The following is a 21,549-nucleotide window of genomic DNA, read 5'->3' as shown; positions in this document are numbered from 1 at the left end:
ACTATCCCTTCAATTGCTCAACAGTTGTAATAAATTCGTCACCACGCACTTCGAAATTCTTGTACATATCCCAGCTTGCGTTTGCAGGACTCAACAAGACAACATCTCCTGCACTGGCTTGATCAAAGGCAATACGTGTCGCATCTGCCACATCTTTGGCATCAAGATAAGTCACGCCCGCTTTATCAGCAGCACGTTTGACACGAGGAGCTGATTCCCCTAAAATCACCATTTTCTTAAGACCAGTAATGTCAGGAATGAGTTCATCAAATTCATTACCACGGTCCAAACCACCGGCAATCAAAATGACTTTACTATTATCAAACCCAGAAAGTGCTTTTTGTGTCGCTAAAATGTTTGTTGACTTACTGTCATTGTAGAATCTTACTTCATTGATAGTGTCAACGAATTGGAGACGGTGCTTAACCCCACCAAAGCTTGCGAGGGTTTCCTTGATAGCTTGGTTTGAAATACCTGACAATTTTGCTACAGCTATAGTTGCCAAGGCATTTTCAACATTATGACTACCAGGAACGCCAATCTCATCAGCTTGCATCACCAATTCACCTTTGAAGTAGAGGCCACCATTTTCAAGATAGGCACCATCTACTTTTTCCACTGTTGAGAATGGTACTACTTGTGCTTTAGTTTGTGTAGCTAATTCCTTAGCCAAATCTTGATTGAAGTTCAAAACAACAAAATCATCCGCAGTCATCTGATTTTGAATATTCCATTTGGCAGCCACATATTCTTCAAAACTACCATGATAGTCAATATGTGTCGGCATCAAGTTAGTAATCACAGCAATATGTGGATGGAAGCTATCAATCCCCATCAATTGGAAAGAAGACAATTCCATAACTAAGGTATCTTGAGCAGTAACTGACTGTGCAACTTCTGACGCAGGGAAACCGATATTTCCAGACAAGACACCCGATTTGCCACCATGGTTTAGGACATCAGCAATCATAGTTGTCGTTGTTGTCTTACCATTTGAGCCTGTAATACCGATAATAGGTGCTTCAGATACTAGGTAAGCCAATTCCACTTCAGTCCAAACAGGAATGCCTTTTTCAAGTGCACGAGCTACCATTGGATTGTCATAACGAATTCCAGGATTTTTCACCATTAATTCAAAATTTTCATCCAAAAGTTCAAGAGGATGTCCGCCACAGACAACCTTGATCCCTTCTTCAAGAAGCGCCTGTGCTGATGGATTTTCCTCAAATGGTTTACCATCATTTACTGTGACAATAGCACCCAACTTAGCCAATAGGCGGGCAGCTGCTTCACCAGATTTAGCCAAACCAAGGACCAAAACTTTTTTATTTTCAAATTGTGTTACTGATTTCATAATTCGTCCATTCTCTCAAATTGTATCATAATCATTTTACCCTTTATCCCAAGCTATTTCAAGGAGTTACCTCTTCTTGGCAAAAGAAAAAGCCAATCTATCCGATTGACTTTTAATCTCATGCTACTTACTTATCTTCATGTTCAGCTTTTTCATGATTAAGCTCTGACATGGCGAAAAAATCTTTCAAGGTGAAATAGCTCAATACAAGCATTCCCACCGTAACAAAGAACTCACCAGGTAAACTGAAGAATTTAATGATTGATAGCACTGCTAAAAGTAGGAGCAATGCTAAAGTAGCCATGACAAAGAGAAGATTCATGGTGTTTTTTACCGACTTTGGTGCAATAAAGAAATAGAATGATGCAATCAATATAGCAACAATCAGATAAAACATCTCTTCTCCTCTCTATATATTATTCAGCTTCTGCTGCTTTTTTCTTACGTTTATTGGCTTTATCACGCTCTGCTTTATTCAAAATTTGTTTACGCAAGCGGATAGATTCAGGCGTTACTTCCATGTACTCATCATCATCCAAGAATTCAAGCGATTCTTCAAGAGTCAAGATACGTGGAGTCTTGATAACAGCCGTTTGGTCCTTAGTTGCTGAACGCACGTTTGTCATTTGTTTTGCTGTAGTGATATTGACACCAAGGTCATTTTCACGAGCATTTTCACCAACAATCATACCTTCATAAACTTCAGTACCTGGGTTAACAAAGATTGTACCACGTTCTTCAATACGCATGATTGAGTAAGTTGTCGCTTTACCAGTATCGATAGAAACGAGGGCACCACGGTGACGTCCACCAATTTCACCAGCAACAACTGGCAAGTATTGGTCGAAAGTATGGTTCATGATACCGTAACCACGTGTCATAGACAAGAATTCAGTAGAGAATCCGATAAGTCCACGAGCTGGTACAAGGAAGATAAGACGTGTTTGACCGTTACCAACCATTTGCATATCAAGCATATCACCTTTACGTTCTGAAAGGGCTTGGATGATAGAACCTTGGTACTCTTCCGGAGTATCAATTTGAACACGTTCAAATGGCTCACATTTCACACCATCAATTTCTTTGATGATAACTTCTGGACGAGACACTTGAAGTTCGTAACCTTCACGACGCATTGTTTCAATAAGGATTGACAAGTGCAATTCCCCACGTCCTGAAACTGTCCATTTATCTGGTGAGTCAGTTGGATCTACACGAAGAGATACGTCTGTTTGCAACTCTGCCAAGAGACGCTCTTCAACTTTACGTGATGTCACGTGTTTACCTTCACGACCTGCAAATGGTGAGTTATTAGCCAAGAAAGTCATTTGAAGTGTTGGTTCGTCAATACGAAGAACTGGCAATGGTTCAACAGCATCAGTGGGTGTAATTGTTTCACCAACGAAGATGTCTTCCATACCTGAGATGGCAATCAAATCACCAGCTTTTGCTTCTTCAATTTCACGACGTTCCAAACCAAAGAAACCGAAAAGTTTAGTAACACGGAAGTTCTTTGTTGTTCCATCAAGTTTTGAAAGGGTAACTTGGTCACCGACTTTTACAGTTCCACGGAAGATACGTCCGATACCGATACGTCCAACGAAATCATTGTAGTCAAGAAGTGACACTTGGAATTGAAGAGGCTCATCTGAGTTATCTACAGGAGCTGGGATGTGGTCAATAATAGTGTCAAAGATTGGAGCCATAGTGTGCTCTTGATCAGCAGGGTTATCTGACAATGATGATGTTCCGTTAATCGCTGATGCATACACAACTGGGAATTCCAACTGATCATCATCGGCACCAAGCTCGATGAAAAGTTCAAGAACTTCATCAACAACTTCTTCAGGACGAGCTGATGGTTTATCAATCTTGTTAACAACAACGATAGGTGTCAAGTTTTGCTCAAGCGCTTTTTTCAACACAAAACGTGTTTGAGGCATTGTACCTTCGTAGGCATCGACAACAAGGACAACCCCATCAACCATTTTCATGATACGTTCAACTTCTCCACCGAAGTCCGCGTGACCTGGTGTATCCATGATGTTGATACGCGTACCGTTATAAGCAACGGCTGTATTTTTGGCAAGGATGGTAATTCCACGTTCTTTTTCAAGATCGTTTGAGTCCATTGCACGCTCATCAAGCTCTTTACGCTCGTCAAGAGTGTGTGATTGTTTCAACAATTCATCAACAAGTGTTGTTTTACCGTGGTCAACGTGGGCAATGATGGCTACGTTACGGATATCTTCTCTAAGTTTAGTCATTTTTTCCTCTTTAATTTTTATTTCAACTTTTAAAGTATACCACATTTTCAACAAAATGGCAGAGCTCAGCTGATTGTAAACGTTTTTCAACAAGAAAAAGGTGCTGTCCACCTATAATTGGTCAGACACACCTTCTGTCATTCATTAGTTATCAATTGTAAGTGCAAGACTAGCAGCTCCGATGATACCAGCATCATTTCCAAGTTCTGCTAATTTCACTTTTGTTGTACGGCGAACTTGTGGGAATGCATAACGTGTAAAGTATCCTTCGACACGGCTACGCAAGAATTCACCAGCTGCTGAAACACCACCACCGATGACAACTGAATCTGGGTTAAGAATATTTGAGATATTTGCTGTTGCAAGTCCGAGGTATTCAGAGACTTTGTCAACGATGCTATCAGCAAATTTGTCGCCTTCGGCAGCGGCAACGAAAATATCTTTACTTGTTACTTGCTCACCATTATCTACAGCAGCTTTAATAGAAGAGTCACCTTCATATCCTTCTGCTAAATGACGTGCCAAACGTACGACACCTGTTGCAGAAGCTACAGTTTCCAAGCATCCTTTGTTTCCGCAAGTACATTCAAATCCTGTTTCAGCCTCAACGATAATGTGGCCAATTTCACCACCAGCACCGCCAACACCATGGATCAAGTTACCATCAGCGATAACGCCGCCACCAACTCCTGTTCCTAATGTCACAAAGACAACATCAGGATTGTTAGCACCAGCACCAACCCAACGTTCACCGAGGGCAGCAACGTTAGCATCATTATCAATTGCAAATGGAATACCGAGTTCTTTTTCGATGACAGATCCAACTTCTTGAGTTTCTGCCCAGTTCAAGTTGAAAGCACCAGTGACCGTTTTATTTTCACGATTAACAGCTCCTGGAGAACCCATACCAATTCCAATGAAATCTTCTGCAGTAAGTCCGTACATTTCCAAACGGTGTTTCAAAGACTCCACGATGTTAGGGACGATGTGACGACCATTTTCAAGCGTATTTGTTTCAATCGCCCATTTTTCTTGCACTTCACCTTCTGAAGTCAAAATACCAAATTTAACAGTTGTTCCACCAAGGTCAATTCCCAAGAGTTTTTTACTCATTTTCTTTCTCCATTTCAATGCGATGTTCACGTCGTAAAATCATTTCAGCAGTAAGATAGTTGTCCTTATCCACCAAACCATTCTGGTAGAGGGCTTCTAACTCAATCTTCATCATTTCGATATCATAAAGCCTTTTCCCTAGGTAAACTACTATGCCAAACTGTTTCAACAACTGTTGAACGTCATATAAAGTTTTCATAGCAATATTTTAGCAAAAAGCTTCTGCCATGACAAGATAGTTTTGAAAACCTTTACAGATTATTGTATACTTCAAAAAAACCTGAGTCATTTAGACTCAGGTTTTTGACAATTCGGGCAAATCCCATGTAAAATCATCTGTTCACGAGTAATGCGAAATCCTGTTTGTGATTCTACCTCTTCCTTGAAAGACGGAATCGGTAAGTCTAAGTCAGTAATGTGACCACATTTTTCACAAACAATGTTTAAGTGGTCATGCCCCATAAAATCATAATAGGTTGTATTATCATTATTAACCTTAATTTCAGAGACAATCCCTTCTTCAACCAACACCTTCAGGTTGTTATAGACCGTCGCTAAACTCATCCCAGGATTGTCAGGGAGTAGGTCATAATATATCACATCTGCACTAGGATGTTGATCAGACATCATCAAATAGCGAATAACAGCTTTACGAGATTCCGTCAACCGAATTCCTTTAGCTTTTAACTGATTTAGGACATCTTCATAAATGCCTAGACTACGTCGATGTACAGACATATCGCCACCCCCCCTTCTTCTAAAAGTATTTTACGTCTATTATACACTTTTAGAGGAACTCTTGACAATCATCTTAACTCAAAAATGCTTATCTCAAGCCTGGCGCTTGTCCAAGCTCAGCAGTCAACATCCAGATTGTCTTATCAATTTCAGATTTAGCTGCAGTGAAGATATCATTTGAAGGAGCATCTCCTTCTTCATCTGTGATATCCAAACCAACTTGGAACAATACTGACAAATATTTGTATGTATCAACCAATAATTGAATTTGATCAGACATTGGTTTATCAAATGTACCAGTAGTTTCAGTCAAGCCTGAATTGGATGAAAATTCTACCAAAGTTGAGTATGGTTCCCCACCAATAGTAATCAAACGCTCACTAATAACATCAAGATGAGCATTCAAACTATCCATCAATTCATCCATTTTTGGATGAAGATAGAGGAAACCAGGACCACGCATATACCAATGAACTTGGTGAACGATCGAAGCTGCTACAGACAAATCAGCAACTGCTTGATTCAAAACTGCTTTAGTTTTTGTATTTGAGGGTGTTTCAGCTTGTTGGTTAACTGTTTCATTGATTGTTTCTTTAATTGAATATACCATATTAATTCTCCTTATTTAGAATTACTATTATTTATATTTTTATTTTAGAATATTTCTAAATAAGATGCAAGCAAAATGTTTTTTCTCACTCTTTTTCGAATAATTAGGTATGTTAAGTATTATTTATTTTTTTCTGGGAGCCTCTTTAGGTTCATTTATCGGACTGATTTGTGATCGTTTCCCTGAGAAGTCGATTATTTTTCCTAGTAGTCACTGTAGTCATTGCAAGCATCAGTTGCGTTTTTTCGAGATGATCCCTATCCTCTCACAACTTTTCTTAAGATCTCGATGTCGATCATGTCAGACTTCTATACCTCTTCGTTACCTCTTTATGGAACTATTTTGTGGAGTAATATGCCTGCTATATTTCTATGACTTTTTGAGTCTTGAAGTAACCTACTTTCTTTACTTCAGCCTTTGTTTATCAATTTTTGATTTGAAGCATAAATCCTATCCGCTTCTGATTTGGATAGTTGGAACACTCCCGCTCCTATTCATGGGAAACCACTATCTCACTTTTACCTTAGGACTCATATTAGCAATTATATCCTATATTAAACGTTTAAACATTGGAGAAGGCGATTTTCTCTACTTAGCTAGTGCCTCACTTATTTTCCCACTTTCAAAAACACTACTAATTATTGAAATTGCCTGCCTATTAGGACTAGCTTACTTCCTTCTACGAAGAAATCTCAAGGAATACATCGCATTTGTTCCATTTCTTTTTCTCGGGATAGTACTCCTTACTTTTTGTTCAATTGTGATAGAAAAAAGCCGATAAACCTCGGCTTTTCTTTATTAGTTCATATTAACACGGTGCCACTCATTAATGACATAACAAAGCATCTCTAATTGTTGCAATCCTACATTATTAATTTCTGAAGTCTCTTCGTCCGAACCACCTAAATAACGTGTATAAATGGCTATAAGATACGGTGTATCTTCCATCACGATAGCATCAACATTTAAGGCTTCACGGACATAACCTGGTTTCTGATAAATAGTCAATCCTTGATTATATGTTTTATAATAATATTCTGGGAAAGACTCTCCCAAATATTTGAGAATATCTTTATAATCCTCTTGGTGTTTCCAAAGATAATCCAAAACTTGGATATAATAATCCGTTGTTGTCTTATTACCATGCATTTGGATAGTCTTCACTTCACCTTTTGATTTACCGTATTTATCGAGCATACCATAGAATTTTTCCATACCACCAAGGCGTTCTGCCAAAGCGTAGGCTGGTGTATTCTCTGAGTAAACTAGAGAATATTCCTGCATCTCTGGAATAGTCATTGAACCACCAAAAGCAGCAACATAATTATCATGTTCACCCTGATACTCATACTCAGTATTAGTAATATCAAAACGTTCAGTTAAAGAAAGTTTGCCTTTATTAACCTCATCCATGACCAGCATGTTTAGTGGCAATTTATAAGTTGATCCTGCAGTCATTGGCTGAGTATCATTCATAGAGTATTGCTCATTTGTCTTGGTATTTTTATATGAAAAGGCAATTTGGCTAGACTCAATACCTTGGTCAGCCATAAATGCTTCAACTACCTGGCTCAATGTCATGTTAGCATAATCATAATACAATCCATTACCATACATGGTATCTGCATCTGCTTCCATGACTGCTTGTTTAGCTTCGGCTGATTTATTAGTTGGAGTTACCTTTTCCTCTTTTTCTTTGTCTTCTTTTTTAGTGACTTTAGAATTAGAACCGAAGATATTTCCAAGGCTACCGGTGTTACTAGCTTGTTTACCACGTCCTGCTAAAGCAAGCATAGCAATAAATAAAAGAAATACCAAAACACCTAGGAAAGCTAAGATAAGATAAGCTTTTTTATCATCACGAGATGATTTTGATCTAGATTTCTTAGAGCGCTTACTTCTAAGTGCCAAGGTTTCAGTTTTTGCTTCTTTTTCCTTGTGCTCTACTGGTACTACTGTTTCCTCAGTCGCTTTCTGGTCTACTGATTTTTTAGAAGTCTTTTTAGTATCTTCTTTTACTTCTTTTTTGTTGCCTTTCTTGACATCTTTATTAGTGTCTTTTTGAAGGTCTTGTTTTAACGAATCTTTTTTCTTGTCTTTAGTTTTTCGGCGATTGCCACTATACTTTTTGCTTGAATGTTTTTCCTTTTTTTTCATAACAATTATAGTTTAAGCTATAATTCACTAAAAATCAAGGAAATTTTACAATCATATTACAAAAAAATATCCTCTTTTATTGAGGATAATTTCAAATTTATTTAGCTGCTGCATATAGCTCCGCAACTTTATTCCAGTTAATGATTTCAAAGAAAGCTTTGATGTAGTTTGGACGTACATTACGGTAGTTTAGGTAGTAAGCATGTTCCCAAACATCAAGTGCCAAGATTGGTTTCTTACCGTCTGAGATAGGAGTGTCTTGGTTAGCAGTTGAAACAACTTCAAGCTTACCTTCAGCGTTAACAACAAGCCATGCCCAACCTGAACCAAAACGAGTTGTTGCTGCTGCTGTGAAAGCTTCTTGGAAGGCTTCAAATGAGCCGAAAGCTTCGTTAATAGCAGCTGCTACTTCTGCAGTTGGTTCTTGTTTTTCAGGAGACAAGAGTTCCCAGAAAAGTGCATGGTTAAGGTGTCCACCACCATTGTTAATAAGTGCTTGACGGATATCTGCTGGAATTTGTTCCACGTCAGCCAAAAGTGCTTCGAGATCTTCACCAATTTCTGGGTGTTTTTCAAGAGCAGCATTAGCATTTGCTACATAAGTTGCGTGGTGTTTGTCGTGGTGAAGAGTCATTGTTTCAGCATCAATGTATGGTTCCAATGCATCGTAAGCGTAAGGAAGGTCTGGAAGGATAATTGCCATAGTAAAGGTCCTCTTTTCATTTTTTCTTCATTTTACCGTAAAGTGGTAGAGCTTTCAAAAATTTTGCTTACAAAATCAAAGAAGACTCTAAATCTCTAGCGGTTTGATACGATTTTTAGAAGTGCTAAATCAAACAAGTAATCTTTATCTAAAGTTCCTGTTTTTATCTGGTAATCTGTCTCTACTAAAATCTTAATCGTCATTTTTAAGAATGCTACTGACAAAGGACGGCTATCTCTCAGTGCAAAACGAACCTGAAATTGGTTAACTTTACGCCCTAAATAATCTGACAGACTTGAAACAATTTGCTGCTCACTTTTTCCTTGAGCAGATAAGAGTTTAACCTGTAAATAGGTACGAAATTGTCCCAACATCACAGCAATCAACTTAATCTCATCTTCACCCTGAAGCCGTAAATCATGAACCAATTCACGAACACTCTGAATCTGACCTCGCAAAAGTAGTTGCGTCATATCAAAAATATTATCTTGCAAACTTTTCGGAATGGCTTCAGCAATATCTTGCGATGAGATATTTCCTTCCGTTTTATATCCCTTTAGAAAAGCTAAGTTTTTTTGAACATCTGAAAAGTCAAAATTTGACTTAATCAAAAGTTCCTCAAAGACTCCTGTATCAAATGTAAGCCCCTCTTGATGCGCCTGCTTTTGAAAATAGGTTCTAAGTTCTGCATCTTTTAAGGGACTGGCTTCAAGCACCATGGCATCACGCTTGAGAAGTTTGACTAAACGACGCTTTCCATCTAGCTTTCCTGCAGACATCAAGACAAGACGTGTTGTTTCAACAGGAGACTCAAGATAATTTTCAAGGCGCTTCAACTCTTTCTCATCCAGATATGATTTTTTAGCAGTAGTCATATCTGCGAAATGATCAAAAATAACCACCTTCTCATCTGCAAAAAAAGGCATGCTTTCTATATCGAGCTCAGCATCTTGATAATCAGTCTCAGACATATCAAAATAAGAATAGGTTAAGTCACTCGGATCAAAACCAATTTGTTTTAAAAATTTTTCTTTAGCTTGACTATACTGCCCTAAATCCTCGCCCGCTAAGACCGTTATCATGGGGAGCTTTTCTTTGGACAGCTTTTCAATCGTTTCCATAGCAATCATGGTTTTATTATAACAGAATTTTCACCATAACAAAAAGCCCACCACCAAAGTGATGAACTTTACTTTACTTTATTAACCAGAGTTACGAAGACCTGTTGCAATACCATTGATGGTAATGTGAATAAGGCTAATTTCGTCATCGGTCAAATCATTGTTACGAAGACGTTTAATCAATTCAATTTGGATGTAATTCAAGACATTGAAGTATGGCAAACGGAAGTCCAAACTTGCTTTAAGCGATGGACTCTCATCAAGGAAGCCATCATGTTTTTCAATGGCAAGAATAACATCCTTAGTCATCTGCCACTCATCCAAAATAATATTGAAGACACTGCGTACTTCTTCACTCTCTGCCAATTGTGCATAGTGGAAGGCGATATTCATGTCTGATTTTGAAAGCACCATGTCCACGTTTGACAAAAGTGAACGGAAGAATGGCCATGTTTCAAACATATGTTGAAGTTTCTCGAGGTTGCCTTCTTCAGCTTGGATAAAGCGATTAAAGGCAGAACCCACACCATACCAACCTGGGAACATGATACGATTTTGTGACCATGAGAATACCCAAGGAATCGCACGAAGACCAGAAATCTCAGTAATTGTCTTACGAGCCGCTGGACGAGAACCGATATTCAAACTTGAGACTTCTTTAATAGGGCTTGCTTCAAAGAAGTAATCATAGAAATGTTCGTTTCCAAAGACAAGATCACGATAGATAACATTAGAATCATGAACAATACCGTCCATAATTTCACGGAAATCAACCAATTCATCTGGGTCGGCAATTTGACGTGTTACCATACGGTCAAGGGCAGCTGAAACAAGCATTTCAAGATTGTAGTAGGCAGCATCCTTATTACCATATTTATTACCGATAACTTCACCTTGCTCAGTCAAACGGATACGGTCCTTAATGGTACCAAATGGTTGAGACGTAATAGCATCGTATGATGGGCCACCACCACGACCGACAGTACCACCACGGCCATGGAAGAAGGTAATCTTAATGCCACGCTCTTCACCAATCTTAGTCAACTCATTTTGAGCTTTGTAAAGCGTCCAACCTGAAGACAAGTAACCACCATCTTTGTTAGAGTCTGAGTAACCCAACATGATTTCTTGGTAGTTGTTACTATTCTTGATCCAACGTTTAACGATATCATAACCAAGATATTGTTTCATGATATCATTAGAGTTTTCCAAGTCTTCGATAGTTTCAAAAAGTGGAACAATTTGGACACGCGCACGTTCAGTATCAACCAAACCAACTTCTTTAAGAAGGATAGCCAACTCAAACATATCAGAAACGCTCTCAGTGTGAGAAATGATATGTTGTTTGATGACATCTTCACCGATATAGTCTTTCAAGAGACGAGCAGTGCGGAAGATTGCCAATTCTTTTTCAAGTGTTTCAGACTTAGGCACATTAGTTGATGACAAGGTACGAGGATCTTCTTGCAATTCTTTAAGAAGAACAGCAACCTTTTCAACCTCTGTTAATTCACTATAGTTATCAACAATATTTGCAGATTTAAGCAACTCTGCTACACATGCTTCATGAACACTTGAATCTTGACGCATATCGATTGTAGCAAGATAGAAACCAAAGACTTCTACAGCTTGAAGAAGCTCTTCGAAATCACCTGAAATCAAGACAGCATCGTCGTTTTCAAGAAGTGAATTTTTGATTGCCAAAAGATCATCATGGAAGGCATCTGCTGTTTCGTAGAATTCTGTTGTTTGTTGTGAGACAACTTGAAGACTTTGGCTGAGACGTTGTTGCACGTAATCAGCTACTACTTCACCTGTTGAAGCTGAACCCAGACGAACATTTTCAGAAAGACGTTGAGCAACTCTTTCCTTACTGAAGTTTCCTTCTTTAAAGAAAAGAAGGGTTTGAATCAACTTAGACTGGATGTAACTGAAAGCACGACGGTAAGGTTCATTTTCACGATAAACAGATGTATCTGGAGAATGTTTCGCCATCTCTGCTACTGTATCTGAAACCTCAGTCAAGCGTGATGAGAGGGAGAATGAACGGTAAAGATTATCAACTTTTTCGATATAGTAGTTGAGGATAACTTCACTTTGCAATGTTGCAGAAAGTTTAAGAGTTTCTGCTGTTACAAATGGGTTCCCGTCACGGTCACCACCAATCCACATACCCATAGTAATAGGTGTTGGATTGTCAAGTTCAATACCTTTTTCAACCGCTAAACGTTTGAATTCATGTGATAGGTTCGTAATCGCCTTAATCAATGAGGAGTTGTAATACTCCATAACGTTAGTGATTTCGTTTTTAACCTTAAGTTTTTTCTCACGAATGATATCTGTTTGCATCATAATTTCTACATAACGACGCAAATCCGCATACCATTTATCCTTGTTAATAAGACCAGCCTTAACGTCACGATGCTTACGGAGAAGTTCGTGAATGTGGTTAGTCAATTCAAGCATAGTTTTACGTTGAACCTGAGTTGGGTGTGCTGTCAAAACTGGCACGACATTGACATGTTCAAGAATGTCACGTGCATTATCACTTTCAGCGACAACATCAAAGGTTTCAGACAACTTACCTAGATAAGATTCATCAATATTGTTCTTGTGGTTGACTTCATAAGCCAAATCCACGTCCTCAGAGATATTAATCAAGAGAGGTAACAAAGAGAAATAACGTGATGCAACGACCATATCGTCATTTGTCATTTCTGAAATGACTTGTGTTAGAGCCACATAGTCACCTTCATCATAAAGTTCAACCAAATGTTGGATTGTTGTGAGACCTTGCTCTCCAGCCATGCCTCGTGTTGCATCATCCAACAATTCTTTCAAGATACCAACTTCTTCAGAGATGATTTCCTGGTTGTTACTGCTTTCCAATTTGTTAAAAGCCAAACCGTATTCTCCTTACTTTATGTAGTACCCTTTTATCATATCACTTTTAAAACAAAAGTAAACTATTTTCCTTTAAATCGTCAGTTATTTTGCAATTTTCCGACTTTTTCAAACAATTTTTTAAGTCCATTTCCGAACTTTATTAAAAAAAGACTCTGAAACAGGGTTCAGAATCTTAATTATACTTTTCTTGATAAAATTTGATTTCATCGCCATCTTCAACCTTAAGTTGGTTGGCTGCTTTTTCACCAAGTTTCCCATTGACATCAAACATCCAATAAATGCCCTTATCTTTATCTTGAGAAATACCATCAATCTCAGTGATGAAGCCATCGTTTTCTTGAACAGAATATACTTCTTCCAAGACATCAAGTACTGTATCCCCTTTTTGGATTTCTACTGATTTTTTCTTACTTTCCTTTTCTGTTTTCAAAATCAAAGTCACCTGACCTTGAACCTTAGACTGATGATTGTTTGTGCTACTAGTAAGTTTAGCTGCCTCATTTTTTCCACAGGCTGCTAGGGTAACAAGTGATAAGGCAAGAAAGAGATAAGTTAATAATTTTTTCATTTCAAAAACCTCCTAAAAATAGACTGGATGAATGGATAAAATAGAAGCGTCGATACTGCATGATAGGTGTCGTAAAGTAGACCAGAAATAACAAAGGTAATCCCACTTTTAAATAGAAGACCATACCCATAATCAAGGAGAACCCCATAGAAAAAGGACAAAAAAGTTACCAAAGCAATCTGCCAGACAAGTGATAACCTAGGTGCAATCAAACTCCAAAGAGCCATTAAGACGCCGAAGGCCAGAATCTGATTAAAGACCCAGGGACCAAAACCAAAGATGAATCCTGAGATGGCCATGGTTAAAGCCATAATCAATAGACCATCTACCAAACCCAAATAAAGAACAGCAACAAAAAACATAGCTGTAATAGGCTGAATATTTGGCAATCCTATAAATGCTGACCGTAATCCTACTGCCAGAGCTGACAGAATAGCTATCCGAGCCATTCGTTGAATCGTTAGTTTCATATATCTATTATGCCAGAAATAAAGAAATATGACTAGTTTTTAAAAATAAAAACTAAAGATTTCTTGAAATACAGAGTGAGATCATACAAATTGTAGAAAATAATGTTCCTTGTTGCCTCTCCCAAATATCAAACAGTTTGAGCAGGCTGAATATTTGATATAAAAAGTGTACTCTCATTCACTATCCTCTGTCATCTTGATAACACTAAATAATTAAGTTATGTTAATTATAAAAGTTAACTTGACTTAATTATTATTTTAAAGTATATTAAACTTAAGGAGGCAGCTAATGATTCAAATCGAAAATATTAATGTGTCTTACCAACAGACATTGGCTCTAGATAATATCACCTTAAACCTAGACGGACCAAGTATCACCGGAATTATTGGTCCTAATGGTGCTGGCAAATCAACCCTAATTAAAGCACTTATTGGTATTATCCCTCACTCCGGGCAATTCCTATTCAATAAACAGCCTATTCGTCAGCAATTAAATCGTCTTTCCTATGTTGCACAAAAGGCGGAAATTGATTTTAACTTTCCAATTACTGTCAAAGAGTGCGTCTCTCTAGGCCTCTATTCCAAAACCAAGTTCTTTAAACGTCTAACTAAAAGAGATTGGTCTAAGGTCACAAAAGCTTTAGCTCTACTCGGTTTAAATGATCTGGCCCATCGCCAGATAAGCCAATTATCAGGGGGCCAATTTCAACGGGTTCTGATTGCTCGTTGTCTTGTACAAGAGGCAGATGTCCTCCTATTAGATGAGCCCTTCGTTGGGATCGATTCTGTTAGTGAAGATATTATCATGAACACCTTGAGGGAACTTAAGAAACAAGGAAAGCTTATTCTCATTGTTCACCATGATTTGAGTAAGGTCCCTCATTATTTTGACCAAGTCATCCTCCTCAATCGTAAATTGATTGCTAGCGGGCCTACTAATCTTATTTTTAATGAGGATAATCTCCGTAAAACCTACGGTAACAGTTTATTTTATAAAGGAGATGCAAATGTTTTCTGAATTTATTGATGGTTTGCTAAATTTCCACTTCTTGCAGAACGCCCTTATAACGGCTTTAGTTATTGGAATTGTCGGGGGGGCTGTTGGTTGTTTTATTATTCTAAGAGGTATGTCACTAATGGGTGATGCGATTTCACATGCGGTTTTACCTGGCGTAGCCATTTCCTTTATCTTAGGTATCAATTTTTTCATAGGAGCCATCGTCTTCGGTCTTTTAGCTTCTACAATAATTACCTATATCAAAAGCAATTCCATTATTAAGAGTGACACAGCAATCGGTATTACCTTTTCAAGCTTTCTAGCTCTTGGCATTATTCTCATAGGTGTCGCAAATAGTTCCACAGATCTCTTTCATATTCTCTTTGGAAATATTCTAGCTGTACAAGACTTGGATATGTGGATAACGATTGCCGTTGCCCTTCTCGTACTAACAACAATAAAAATTTTCTTTCGTCCTCTACTCCTGACATCCTTTGATCCAATCTTAGCTAAGTCTATTGGAGTTAGAGTCACCTTCTACCATTACTTACTTATGGTTATTCTCACCTTGGTTGCTGTGACTGCTATGCAAAGTGTTGGCACTATTCTTATTGTGGCTCTTTTAATCACACCGGCTGCTACCGCCTACTTATATGCTAATAGTCTTAAAACCATGATTCTCCTCTCATCAGTTTTTGGGGCCCTAGCCTCTGTTCTAGGTCTTTTTATAGGCTATAGTTTTAACATTGCGGCCGGTTCAAGCATTGTGTTAACATCTGCCCTTCTCTTTCTCATCAGCTTTTTCATCGTCCCTAAACAGAGTGGCATGAATAAGACTTATCAACAATAAAATAAAAGGATGAAAATAATATGAAAAAAATACTACCTATGAAAAAAATACTATCAACAATGGCACTATTACTTTTAGCGGTAGTTGCTTTAGCAGCGTGTAATAATAAACAAGACAGTAGCAAAGATAAATTACGAGTTGTTACGACTAATTCCATTATTGCCGATATCACCAAAAATATTGCTGGAGATAAAATCACTCTCCACAGTATTGTCCCGGTTGGTAAGGACCCTCACGAATATGAACCTCTTCCTGATGATGTAAAGAAGACGTCACAAGCTGACTTGATTTTTTATAACGGTATCAATTTAGAAACTGGTGGGAATGCCTGGTTTACTAAGTTGGTCAAGAATGCCCATAAGACAGAAAACAAAGATTATTTTGCAGTTAGTGATGGTGTTGAGGTGATTTACCTTGAAGGTCAGTCAGAAAAAGGTAAGGAGGATCCCCACGCTTGGCTTAATCTGGAAAATGGGATTATTTATGCACAAAATATTGCTAAGCAACTCATCGCTAAGGACCCAAAAAACAAGACCTATTACGAAAAGAATCTAAAAACCTATACTAACAAGCTTAGTAAACTGGACCAAGAAGCTAAAGAGACCTTTAACAACATTCCCGATGAAAAAAAACTAATTGTCACTAGTGAAGGATGTTTCAAATACTTCTCTAAAGCCTATGGAGTACCATCTGCCTACATCTGGGAAATCAATACTGAAGAAGAAGGTACACCGGACCAAATCAAAACGCTTGTGGAAAAACTCCGTCAAACCAAGGTACCAGCACTCTTTGTCGAATCTAGTGTCGATGACCGCCCTATGAAAACAGTCGCTAAGGATACCAATATTCCTATTTATGCAAAAATCTTTACAGATTCTATTGCCAAAAAAGGGCAAAACGGCGATAGCTACTACAACATGATGAAATATAATCTGGATAAAATCACCCAAGGCTTGAATCAGTAAAAATCTTATCTAAGAAATATTCTGTATTCTTATGATAAATCTGTTATACTAAGGTGAGACTATTTTCAAAGGAAGAGAAATGACACCTAACAAAGAAGACTACCTCAAATGTATCTATGAGATTGGTACTGAAGAAAGCAAAATAAGCAATAAGGAAATCGCAAACCGTATGCAGGTGTCTCCACCTGCTGTGACGGAAATGATTAAGAAATTGATTTCAGAAGACCTCATCATCAAAGACAAAGTCAAGGGCTATCTTCTAACGAAAACTGGTAAAATCAATGTCGCTGAACTCTATCGGAAACATCGCCTTATCGAAGTCTTTTTGGTGGACCACTTGCAATATACTTGCGACCTAATTCATCAAGAGGCTGAAATTTTAGAGCATACTGTCTCTGATCACTTTATCAATGCCCTTGACCGCCTACTCAATTACCCCCAAACCTGTCCACACGGTGGGCAAATCCCCAAGTCAGGTCAGCTCATAGAGGAAATCTACAACCAGACTTTTACACAAGACCTAGCTCCTGGAGACTATGTACTTCGTCGAGTTCAGGATCAAATTGATTTACTCCATTATTTGGAAACTGTCGGTCTTAAAATTGGAGTAACTTTTACCTTGAAAGGCTTTGACCCTTTTACACAACTTTACCGCCTGAATATTGATGGAAAAGAAATTCAAATTCCAGAAACTGTTGCTAGCAACCTTTATATTGAATCAAACTAAAAAAGTGAGGCTGATAAACACCCTTAGAATTGTCATCAGTCTCACTTTTTTTACATTTGTTTCAAGCGTTCCACCCGTTCTGAAATTGGTGGGTGCGTATAAAAGAGCTTCTGCAAACCAGATTCCTTTTTAGGATCATTGATATAGAGAGCTGCGCTAGCATCATCTACGTGATGTTGCATCGGTTCACTATGATCAAGTTTAAGCAGAGCATTAATCATACCTTGTGGGTTACGTGTCAATTCGACGCTAGAAGCATCAGCTAGAAATTCACGCTGACGTGAAATAGCCAACTGAACCAGAGTAGCTGCTAAAGGCGCAAGGATAATGGCAATCAAGGAAATAATGAGAAGAATAATCTCCAAGCCACTACTTCCATTTCGGTCATCATCATTACGACGACGGCCTCCACCCCAGAACATCATATTGCGAGCCATACCAGCTAGCATGGTGATCGCAGATGCCAAGGCTACTGCAATAGTCGAAATACGGATGTCATAGTTACGAATATGGCTGACTTCGTGCCCTATGACCCCTTCAAGTTCCTCACGATTCATAACTGCAAGAAGACCTGTCGTAGCAGCCACAGCAGCATTTTTAGGGCTAGATCCCGTCGCAAAAGCATTCATTGAAGGATCATCGACAATAAAGACACGTGGCATCGGTATTTGTGCTACCATAGCCATATCCTCAACCACATGATAAAGGTTTGGAGCGGTTTGTTCATCAACCTCTCGTGCACCATTCATAGCCATAACGACATTGGTTGATTGGAAAATCATGGTAACGGCATAGATAAAACCGATAACTAGAGCAAGAATCAAACCACCGAAGCCTGAACCTAACCAAAGATAGCCGACACCATAACCAACAAGGCCCAACAAGAGGAAAAAGACCAGGAGCAAAAGCCAAGTCTTTCTCTTATTTCGAGCAATCTGATCAAATAACATATTAGTTACCTAGTCCACTGAAATCAACCTTAGGAACAGCTTTTTCTTCTTCTGGTGTTTCAAGGAATTCAGCAGCCTTAAAGCCAAACATCTTAGCAATAACATTGCTTGGGAATGTTTCCAATTTCACATTGTAGTTACTTGTCACACTGTTATAAAGTTGACGTGAATAGGCAATTTTGTTTTCAGTGTTCGTCAACTCTTCTTGAAGCTGGCTGAAGTTTGCACTAGCCTTAAGGTCAGGGTAACTTTCAGCTACCGCAAAGATTCCAGAAACCTGGCGTGTCAATTCATCACTAGCACGCATCGCTTCTGCTGGCGAAGTCGCCGCTGCTACTTGATTACGAAGTTCTGCTACTTTTTCAAGCGTTGAACCTTCGTATTTTGCATAACCTTTAACAGTTTCAATCAAGTTAGGAAGAAGGTCATTACGACGTTTCAATTGAACATCAATTTGACTCCATGCCTCCTTAGTCTGCATACGGCTTTTAACCAAGCCGTTATAACTTGCAATAACAAAAATTACAAGAACAACGATAATGGCAATAATAATCCAAATCATATTTCTATTCCTTTCTTGTACTGAAAAAGAGTCAATTAACCTCTCTTTCAAGTATCTTTGATAGTCTCAGTATATCAAATTTTCAGATGAAAGTGGTAAAATGTGAGTCGTTTTACAAAAAAACTGGACAAGATGTCCAGCTTTTGTATTACTCTTTAGACGTGTGTCGTTTACCTTGGGCTAGGGCATCTGCCTCTGTCATTGTAACGACATTTGCTTTGTTGGTATTGCTAGGCATACTGTTGATGTCATACCAATAAACATCTGCTGTTCCATGACGCGCCACATAAACTGTTCGACTTTCTTCTTGTGAAGGTTGCACAGGCTCTGGCTCAGAACTTGGTTGTTCAGTCACCTGTGAACTCTCAGAACTAGGCTCAGATGGCGCTTCAGTAAATTCAGTAACCGTATTTGTCGCTGTCCCATCTGCATAATTGATTTCTGCATTTGGTGATTGGTTATCCAAGATAACATGCGTAACTCCCTGACTGTCAAGAGTCTCCTTATCTCCACCAAGTTTAATTTCCAAGAGATTTCCAGAACCATCAATACCAACATACTGAAGTTCTACTTGACGAGGCAACAACTCATCTCCACTGTAGATAGCTGTTACCTTATAGTCTAACCAATAGTTAGGGTGGAGTGCTAGCCAGTTATCCAAGCGATTCTCGTAATAAAGCATACCTGACTGATTACCTTCGTCGGTTCCTTTATAATTTCCAGAATTCAACCAGGCAGTCATAGGCACTAAATTCTTGCCCTCGTCATTGACACCAGAAAACTGATAGCCAATCAAATGCCCTCGATTCATTAGCCAAGATTTTGATTTACCGTCACCATAATAAAACTTATAGTTATGCCATCCTACAGGATCATATTTTATTTTACCGGGACGCTTATTCTTCGGCTCGTCCTTATCTTGTAACTGTATATGAGCACTGTGGGCACGTCCTAACTGGTCCTTCTCCTCCATGACAAACTGCTTTTGACCATTAAAAGTCAAGATACCATTGTTCTCATCCGCTTGAACCACTTGAGAGCTCACAGCCGAAGATTGTTTGCTAGTATCAACTGAAAATCCGAATCCTAAAGTAAATACTAAAACAAGAAGAGCAAATAAACGAATCCTACTATTTCTTTTTTCTTTCATCATCTTAACTCCTTAATTTTTTATCACTTTAATTATACAGGACCAAATCAAAGTGGATGATTAAAAATAAAGAATAATGATATTAGGTATCTTAGAGCTTGCTTAAAAACAAAAACACCCAATTTAATGGATGTTTCTTACCTATTATTTACCTGCTTTTTTACCTTGTTTTGTAAGATAAACTGTAGATATACTTAGTGCTGCAGCAACTCCGACAAGAAGGAAGACCGTTGTCGTATTAGACTTACCTTTTTCTTTTGAAGTGCTAGCTTGGCTTTCAGAACTCTTGGCCACCTGTTTTGCCTCAGTTGCTTTATCAATACGGGCGACATTCTTAGGTGTGTCATCCTTCTTGCTTTCCGCCAATTCTGACAAATCACTGCTAATCTCTTTGGCAACACCTTCAGAGCTTGTAAGTGATGCCGCTTCTGAGGCTAATGTTTCAGAGGCCATAACCGCCATAACTTTACTTGCAATCACATCCACAGACTTCTCATTCAAAAGAGAATTAAAGCGAATAGCTTCTGAGGCGAGCTGACTGCTTGTTACAGAGATTTTTAGGTCATTGTTATAAGCGACCTGACTATTTGGGGAGATGCTGACAACTTCAGATGTACGTGCTGTTGTTGGAGCTTCAGAAACATTGACATCGACCTGACTTGTTGAACCTTTTTCAATAACTTCTGAAGAAACCTCGCTAATCGGATCCTTTTGTGTACTTTCTGAAGTTGGAGATTTCTCTGGGCTGTCAGAAGTAATTGCTACGTCAACCTGACTAGTAGATGAAGCTACTGAAGTTTCCTCATTCTTTGGTGACTCAGAGGCTGGAGCAGTTGAGCTTCCCTCACTCTTTGGTGTTTCTGATGCTGAAGTTTCGGAAACTACTTCACTGTTTGATGTCTCGGAAATTGGAGTACTTGAGTTTTCTTCACTCTTTGGTGTTTCTGAAACTGGAGTGCTTGAACTTTCCTCACTCTTTGGTGTTTCTGATGTTGAAGTCTCAGAAACTACTTCACTAGTTGATGCTTCGGAAACTGGAGTGCTTGAACCTGCCTCACTCTTTGGTGTTTCTGAAACTGAAGACTCTGAGATCACTTCACTGTTAGAAGTCTCGGAAACTGGGGCGCTTGAGCTTGCTTCACTCTTTGGTGTTTCTGATGCTGAAGTTTCGGAAGCCACTTCACTTGTTGAGGATTCAGAAACTGGAGTGCTTGAACTTTCCTCACTCTTTGGTGTTTCTGATGCTGATGTCTCGGAAATTACTTCACTTGTTGATGCTTCGGAAACCGGAGTGCTTGAACCTTCTTCACTCTTTGGTGTTTCTGAAACTGAAGACTCTG

21 protein-coding genes and 1 pseudogene are annotated in these 21,549 nt (G+C 38.6%); 5 read left to right on the top strand and 17 right to left on the bottom strand.

The features are described 5' to 3' along the window. Position 1 precedes the first annotated feature (1 nt). The 7 genes from murD to HMPREF2697_RS08810 all read right to left on the bottom strand — a co-directional run bounded on the left by murD (position 2) and on the right by HMPREF2697_RS08810 (position 6,082). Entirely contained in the window at positions 2 to 1,354 is a 1,353-nt protein-coding gene (gene murD, locus HMPREF2697_RS08840) for a UDP-N-acetylmuramoyl-L-alanine--D-glutamate ligase (RefSeq protein WP_070850428.1), read from the bottom strand. Positions 1,355 to 1,481: 127 nt separating this feature from the next. Further along, complete coding sequence (locus tag HMPREF2697_RS08835) at positions 1,482 to 1,751, bottom strand: DUF3165 family protein (RefSeq protein WP_002884134.1); 270 nt, start codon at positions 1,749 to 1,751, stop codon at positions 1,482 to 1,484. A gap of 19 nt (positions 1,752 to 1,770) precedes the next feature. Beyond that, positions 1,771 to 3,621, bottom strand: coding sequence for a translational GTPase TypA (gene typA / locus HMPREF2697_RS08830; protein WP_002884130.1), 1,851 nt, complete (start codon positions 3,619 to 3,621; stop codon positions 1,771 to 1,773). Between the two features lie 144 nt (positions 3,622 to 3,765). Then, a complete protein-coding gene (locus HMPREF2697_RS08825) occupies positions 3,766 to 4,734 on the bottom strand; it encodes an ROK family glucokinase (RefSeq protein WP_045768883.1) in 969 nt (322 codons plus the stop codon). Next, the gene (locus HMPREF2697_RS08820) at positions 4,727 to 4,933 is read right to left on the bottom strand and encodes a YqgQ family protein (RefSeq protein ID WP_004182729.1); all 207 of its coding nucleotides are present in this window, start codon (positions 4,931 to 4,933) and stop codon (positions 4,727 to 4,729) included. The genes HMPREF2697_RS08825 and HMPREF2697_RS08820 overlap by 8 nt, the downstream gene beginning before the upstream one ends. Positions 4,934 to 5,019: 86 nt before the next feature. After that, complete coding sequence (locus HMPREF2697_RS08815) at positions 5,020 to 5,472, bottom strand: Fur family transcriptional regulator (protein ID WP_070850426.1); 453 nt, start codon at positions 5,470 to 5,472, stop codon at positions 5,020 to 5,022. A gap of 88 nt (positions 5,473 to 5,560) precedes the next feature. Next, positions 5,561 to 6,082: a Dps family protein gene (locus HMPREF2697_RS08810; protein ID WP_004182731.1), complete on the bottom strand. Its 522-nt coding sequence runs from the start codon at positions 6,080 to 6,082 to the stop codon at positions 5,561 to 5,563. A 109-nt stretch (positions 6,083 to 6,191) separates the two neighbouring features. Between HMPREF2697_RS08810 and HMPREF2697_RS10245 the strand changes: the two genes are divergently transcribed. Further along, a complete protein-coding gene (locus tag HMPREF2697_RS10245; protein ID WP_004182732.1) occupies positions 6,192 to 6,863 on the top strand; it encodes a prepilin peptidase in 672 nt (223 codons plus the stop codon). A 17-nt stretch (positions 6,864 to 6,880) separates the two neighbouring features. On the opposite strand, the gene HMPREF2697_RS08805 is transcribed toward HMPREF2697_RS10245, so the two are convergent. From HMPREF2697_RS08805 to HMPREF2697_RS08780, 6 genes are all read right to left on the bottom strand, one after another. Then, positions 6,881 to 8,239, bottom strand: coding sequence for a serine hydrolase (locus HMPREF2697_RS08805; RefSeq protein WP_083319684.1), 1,359 nt, complete (start codon positions 8,237 to 8,239; stop codon positions 6,881 to 6,883). 97 nt (positions 8,240 to 8,336) lie between these two features. Next, positions 8,337 to 8,942 carry a superoxide dismutase SodA gene (gene sodA / locus HMPREF2697_RS08800; protein WP_004182735.1) on the bottom strand — a complete coding sequence of 202 codons (606 nt, stop codon included), beginning with the start codon at positions 8,940 to 8,942 and terminating at the stop codon, positions 8,337 to 8,339. 95 nt (positions 8,943 to 9,037) lie between these two features. Continuing rightward, positions 9,038 to 10,072 (bottom strand): DNA polymerase III subunit delta, encoded by a 1,035-nt coding sequence (gene holA / locus HMPREF2697_RS08795; protein ID WP_014633307.1) that lies wholly within the window; start codon positions 10,070 to 10,072, stop codon positions 9,038 to 9,040. Positions 10,073 to 10,144: 72 nt separating this feature from the next. After that, complete coding sequence (gene ppc / locus HMPREF2697_RS08790) at positions 10,145 to 12,967, bottom strand: phosphoenolpyruvate carboxylase (protein WP_045771814.1); 2,823 nt, start codon at positions 12,965 to 12,967, stop codon at positions 10,145 to 10,147. A gap of 175 nt (positions 12,968 to 13,142) precedes the next feature. Continuing rightward, positions 13,143 to 13,538 (bottom strand): DUF4430 domain-containing protein, encoded by a 396-nt coding sequence (locus HMPREF2697_RS08785; protein WP_049528733.1) that lies wholly within the window; start codon positions 13,536 to 13,538, stop codon positions 13,143 to 13,145. Further along, positions 13,535 to 14,008, bottom strand: a complete 474-nt coding sequence (locus HMPREF2697_RS08780; protein WP_037605591.1) for a membrane protein — start codon at positions 14,006 to 14,008, stop codon at positions 13,535 to 13,537. The genes HMPREF2697_RS08785 and HMPREF2697_RS08780 overlap by 4 nt, the downstream gene beginning before the upstream one ends. 289 nt (positions 14,009 to 14,297) lie before the next feature. On the opposite strand from HMPREF2697_RS08780, the gene HMPREF2697_RS08775 reads away from it, so the two are divergent. The 4 genes from HMPREF2697_RS08775 (at position 14,298) to HMPREF2697_RS08760 (ending at position 17,547) form a co-directional block, all read left to right on the top strand. After that, positions 14,298 to 15,026 (top strand): metal ABC transporter ATP-binding protein, encoded by a 729-nt coding sequence (locus HMPREF2697_RS08775; protein ID WP_013990797.1) that lies wholly within the window; start codon positions 14,298 to 14,300, stop codon positions 15,024 to 15,026. Further along, a complete protein-coding gene (locus HMPREF2697_RS08770; protein ID WP_004182741.1) occupies positions 15,016 to 15,855 on the top strand; it encodes a metal ABC transporter permease in 840 nt (279 codons plus the stop codon). Before HMPREF2697_RS08775 ends, HMPREF2697_RS08770 begins: the two co-directional genes overlap by 11 nt. A gap of 38 nt (positions 15,856 to 15,893) precedes the next feature. Next, on the top strand, positions 15,894 to 16,820 hold the full coding sequence (locus tag HMPREF2697_RS08765; protein ID WP_070850437.1) for a metal ABC transporter substrate-binding protein: 927 nt from the start codon (positions 15,894 to 15,896) through the stop codon (positions 16,818 to 16,820). Positions 16,821 to 16,899: 79 nt separating this feature from the next. After that, positions 16,900 to 17,547, top strand: coding sequence for a metal-dependent transcriptional regulator (locus tag HMPREF2697_RS08760; RefSeq protein WP_014633312.1), 648 nt, complete (start codon positions 16,900 to 16,902; stop codon positions 17,545 to 17,547). Positions 17,548 to 17,597: 50 nt separating this feature from the next. Here HMPREF2697_RS08760 and htpX read toward each other — a convergent pair whose 3' ends face one another. From htpX to HMPREF2697_RS08740, 4 genes and pseudogenes are all read right to left on the bottom strand, one after another. Then, positions 17,598 to 18,497, bottom strand: coding sequence for a zinc metalloprotease HtpX (htpX, locus tag HMPREF2697_RS08755; protein ID WP_002884129.1), 900 nt, complete (start codon positions 18,495 to 18,497; stop codon positions 17,598 to 17,600). 1 nt (position 18,498) lies between these two features. Then, on the bottom strand, positions 18,499 to 19,059 hold the full coding sequence (locus HMPREF2697_RS08750) for a LemA family protein (protein WP_004182745.1): 561 nt from the start codon (positions 19,057 to 19,059) through the stop codon (positions 18,499 to 18,501). Between the two features lie 148 nt (positions 19,060 to 19,207). Further along, entirely contained in the window at positions 19,208 to 20,212 is a 1,005-nt protein-coding gene (locus HMPREF2697_RS08745) for a DNA/RNA non-specific endonuclease (RefSeq protein ID WP_070850424.1), read from the bottom strand. Positions 20,213 to 20,353: 141 nt separating this feature from the next. Beyond that, positions 20,354 to 21,549 (bottom strand): annotated as a pseudogene (locus HMPREF2697_RS08740) (alpha-1,3-glucanase); the annotation flags it as partial.

Origin of the sequence: Streptococcus sp. HMSC064D12, from assembly GCF_001837205.1 — a bacterium.
In the GTDB taxonomy this organism is placed as follows: Bacteria; Bacillota; Bacilli; order Lactobacillales; family Streptococcaceae; genus Streptococcus; species Streptococcus salivarius_D.
The sequence above is the reverse complement of the archived record's forward strand: the minus strand, read 5'-3'. Positions and strand labels throughout refer to the sequence as shown.